Source organism: Mycobacterium sp., from assembly GCF_040509115.1.
Lineage (GTDB): Bacteria > Actinomycetota > Actinomycetes > Mycobacteriales > Mycobacteriaceae > Mycobacterium.
In genome coordinates, this window is sequence record NZ_JBEVLO010000266.1 from 1 (window position 1) to 3584 (window position 3584).

At 67.3% G+C, this 3584-nt stretch carries 4 protein-coding genes and 1 pseudogene; all 5 read right to left on the reverse strand.

Features of this window, described 5'->3' with window-relative positions:
• Positions 1 to 33: 33 nt before the first annotated feature.
• Positions 34 to 546: a single-stranded DNA-binding protein gene (gene ssb, locus ABW137_RS17760; protein WP_526402313.1), complete on the reverse strand. Its 513-nt coding sequence runs from the start codon at positions 544 to 546 to the stop codon at positions 34 to 36.
• A gap of 100 nt (positions 547 to 646) precedes the next feature.
• Positions 647 to 937, reverse strand: coding sequence for a 30S ribosomal protein S6 (gene rpsF, locus ABW137_RS17765; protein WP_526402315.1), 291 nt, complete (start codon positions 935 to 937; stop codon positions 647 to 649).
• 161 nt (positions 938 to 1098) lie between these two features.
• The gene (locus ABW137_RS17770; protein ID WP_526402317.1) at positions 1099 to 1563 is read right to left on the reverse strand and encodes an SRPBCC family protein; all 465 of its coding nucleotides are present in this window, start codon (positions 1561 to 1563) and stop codon (positions 1099 to 1101) included.
• A 13-nt stretch (positions 1564 to 1576) separates the two neighbouring features.
• A complete protein-coding gene (locus ABW137_RS17775; protein ID WP_526402319.1) occupies positions 1577 to 3235 on the reverse strand; it encodes a glycosyltransferase family 87 protein in 1659 nt (552 codons plus the stop codon).
• Between the two features lie 26 nt (positions 3236 to 3261).
• A pseudogene (locus tag ABW137_RS17780) lies at positions 3262 to 3584 on the reverse strand (penicillin-binding protein); the annotation flags it as partial.

Consider the following 3584-nt stretch of genomic DNA (forward strand, 5'->3'; position numbering starts at 1 on the left):
TCTATCTCTTTCTAGGTACGTGAAAACTGTTGATCAGAAGGGAGGTTCTTCGTCGGCGCCGCTGAACGAACCCGACGCCGGGGCACTGCCCCACGGGTCGTCCGCCGGCGCGCTGCTGGCCGCCGCGGGACGAGAACCTCCGCCGCCGCCACCACCGAAGCCGCCTCCACCGCCACCGCTGCGGCTGGCCTTGTTGACCTTCGCCGTCGCATACCGCAGCGAGGGACCGATCTCGTCGACCTCTACCTCGAACACCGTGCGCTTCTCACCCTCGCGGGTCTCGAACGAACGCTGCTTCAACCTGCCGGTGACGATGACCCGCGAGCCCCTGGTGAGGCTCTCGGCCACGTTCTCGGCGGCCTCGCGCCAGATGTTGCAGCGGAGGAACAGCGCTTCGCCGTCCTTCCACTCATTGCTCTGGCGGTCGAAGATCCGCGGCGTCGACGCGACCGTGAAGTTGGCCACGGCGGCACCCGACGGGGTGAACCGCAGTTCGGGATCGGCGGTCAGGTTTCCGACGACGGTGATGGTGGTGTCACCAGCCACGAGGGTCCTCCTGGGATTCGGCGGTGTGAACGCGGATGTAGTCGCAAGCTGTCGCAGGCGAGCCTACGGAAGCAGTACGACGGGCACAGGCCGTTGGGGCCTAGTGCTTGTCGGTCCGCATCACCTTGGTGCGCAGCACGGACTCGTTGAGGCTCAGCTGGCGATCAAGCTCGGACACCGTCGCGGGCTCCGCCTTGACGTCGACGACGGCGTAGATGCCCTCGGCGTGCTTGAGGATCTCGTACGCCAGCCGGCGACGGCCCCAGATGTCCACCTTGTCGACGGTGCCGCCGTCCTTGCGGATGACGTTCAGGAACGTCTCCAGCGAGGGAGCAACCGTGCGCTCGTCAAGTGTGGGGTCGAGAATGACCATGATTTCGTATGGACGCATGAGTAACCCATCACCTCCTATGGTCGTGTGCGGCCACGGCGTATCCGTGGCAGGAGGGTCGCCTGCGTCGGCAACCCGGCAAGGTTACAGCAGGACCCCCTGAGCAGCGAAATCGCGCCGTCCGACGCCTCCGCGTGTGCGCTCGGGGCACGGGTCCCGGATCAGCCGCCTTCGACGGTCCGCTTGATCGCCGCCAACGTCACGGGAATGCCTTCCTTGGCCGCCTTGGAACGGATCGCGATCTGCTCGTCCGCGTCGTCGCCCCAGCGCCTGCGAAAGCCCTCGATGCCCGCGGGCTGAAACGCCCACGACTCGGTCAACCGGGTCCCGCCGGCAACCGGCTCGAACGCGAAACCCCACCGCACCCAACCGTCGTTCACCACCCATGCGAACTCGCGATCGGCCTCGGCCGCGACCACTCGACTCCTGGTCTCCCAGGTGCGCTCGGCCGTTTCGTTGCGGCCGGTGAAGTGCGCGCCGACCGTCGGGCCATCGCCCTCGTCCCACCAGCACGCCTTGCACTGCGGGCTGAACTCCCCCATCCGAGTGACATCGGAGATCAGGGCGTAGAGCTCGGAAGCATCGGCAGCCACGACGACGGAGTCGCTGAATTGGAGATCGGTCACGATTCGAAGCCTGTCACACCGGGGCGAGCGCGGGGTCGTCCCGGTCGTCGACGGCAGCCGTGGTCGCCACCGGCGGCCGCAACCGCGCAGGCAGCCACTTCGGTGGCGCGTCGGGCGCATGCTCGAAGACCCCACCGGAAGGATCGTCGATCCCACCCCGCCGGACCACGTCCAATTCCGGTCGGTAGATCTGGCGAATCACCAACGCGCACAAGGTCATGACCGCAATGTCCCGCAACAGCACCGTCGTGGTGAACCACTGCTCCGGCAAGCCCATGTTCTGCTCACCGAACAGGTACAGCATTCGCGGGATCCACACCAGCGCGTCGACCGTCATCCACAGCAACAGGATTCGACGATGCGGCAATGCCAGCACCGCCAGCGGCACCAGCCACAGCGAGTACTGCGGGCTCCACACCTTGTTGGTCAGCAGGAACGCCGCCACGACCAGGAAGGCCAGCTGCGCCACCCTCGGCCGCTGCTTTGCCGTCAGACCCACGTAGGCGATTGCGCAGCAACACAATACGAACAACACCGCACTCACCGCGTTGAGCACCGACGGCGGTTCCCAGAAGCCGAGCTTGGGGTCGAAGCCCTTCCATCCCGTGAACGACTTCACGACGTTGTAGATCGAGTCCATGTCATCCCCGCGTCGCGTGTTGAGCCGGAAGAACTCCGACCAACCGCGCGGAAACAGCACCAGGATCGGCAGATTCACGACGAACCACGTACCGACGGCCATGGCCGCCGTCTTGCCGACCTCGCGCATCCGGCCAGTCCGCAATCCGAGGATCACCAGCGGAATGATCAGCAACAGCGGGTACAGCTTGAGCGCCACCCCGACACCGATCAGCGCACCGGCCAACGCGGGCCGCCGCCGCGCCCACGCCAGCATCGCGCCAGCCGCGCACGCGGTCGCCAGCGCATCGAAGTTGGTGAAGATCTGGAAGATCAGCAGCGGGGACCCCGCCACCAGCGCGGCATCCCAGATCCGGCGCCCCGCCAGCCGTGCCGTCGCCCACACCGTCGCCATCCACGCCAGCGCGAGCCCGAACGCCGCGATGTTGAAGAACATCACCACCTCGGCGACCAGCGGCACCGACACCAACTTCGTCAGCGCGGTGTACGTCTTCGCCAACGCCATCGACACGTACTGATACACCCCGGTCAGCACCGGATACTCCATGTACCGCACGGCAGGCGTGCCGTCGTACTGCACGGCGGGCGCGCCAGAGGAGTCCCGCTCGATCCAATACGACTTGTACGGGAACTTGCCCTGGCTCAACAGTTCTGCGGTGTACAGCGGAACGGTGTCGGAGTAGCAGAACTCGTAGTACGCCCGCTGGTTCTCCCACACCGCGACCCGCTGATCGGCGGTCCCGCTGTCCGTCGACTGCAGGCACGCCGCCTTCGTCGAGTAGCCGAGGCCCAGGAACACCACGGCGATGATCAGCATCACCCGCAGGGGCGTCATGAATCGCGTGCGGCCGATGAGCGCGTGCTTGCCGACGGGCCCACCGATCACTCCCGACAGGGCAGCGCCGATGGCGTCGGTGCGGCTGGGGAGGTCGCGGTGGTCGTCGCTGCGCGTGTCCTCACCCAGCGGAGCGGGCGATACTGTCCCGGCCGGCGGAGCTGGCGATACTGTGCCGGCCGACGGGTCGGAGGACACCGTCGGCCGATGCGGCTCCCTACCCGTCACGGCGGAGGCGGCGGTGCAGTGATCGTCGGAGTGGCGCCGGGATCACCCGGCGGGGGCGGCGGGGCGCCCACCGGAACGGGTGGCGGCGCCGTGATCGTCGTCGGCGGGCCGAACGGAATCGTGATTCCGGGCGCCAATTCGATCGTCGGCTGAATCACCTGCTCCGAAGGCGGCGGTGGCGGAGGAGGCGGCGGTGGCGGCGCGACGGGTGCGCCCGCGTAGCCGCCGATCTCGGTGGGCTTCGGGAAGGTCTCGTTGTCGGTGCCCTCCAGAGCCCCGTCCATCGTGGCCTTCCAGATGTCGGACGGGATGCCCGATC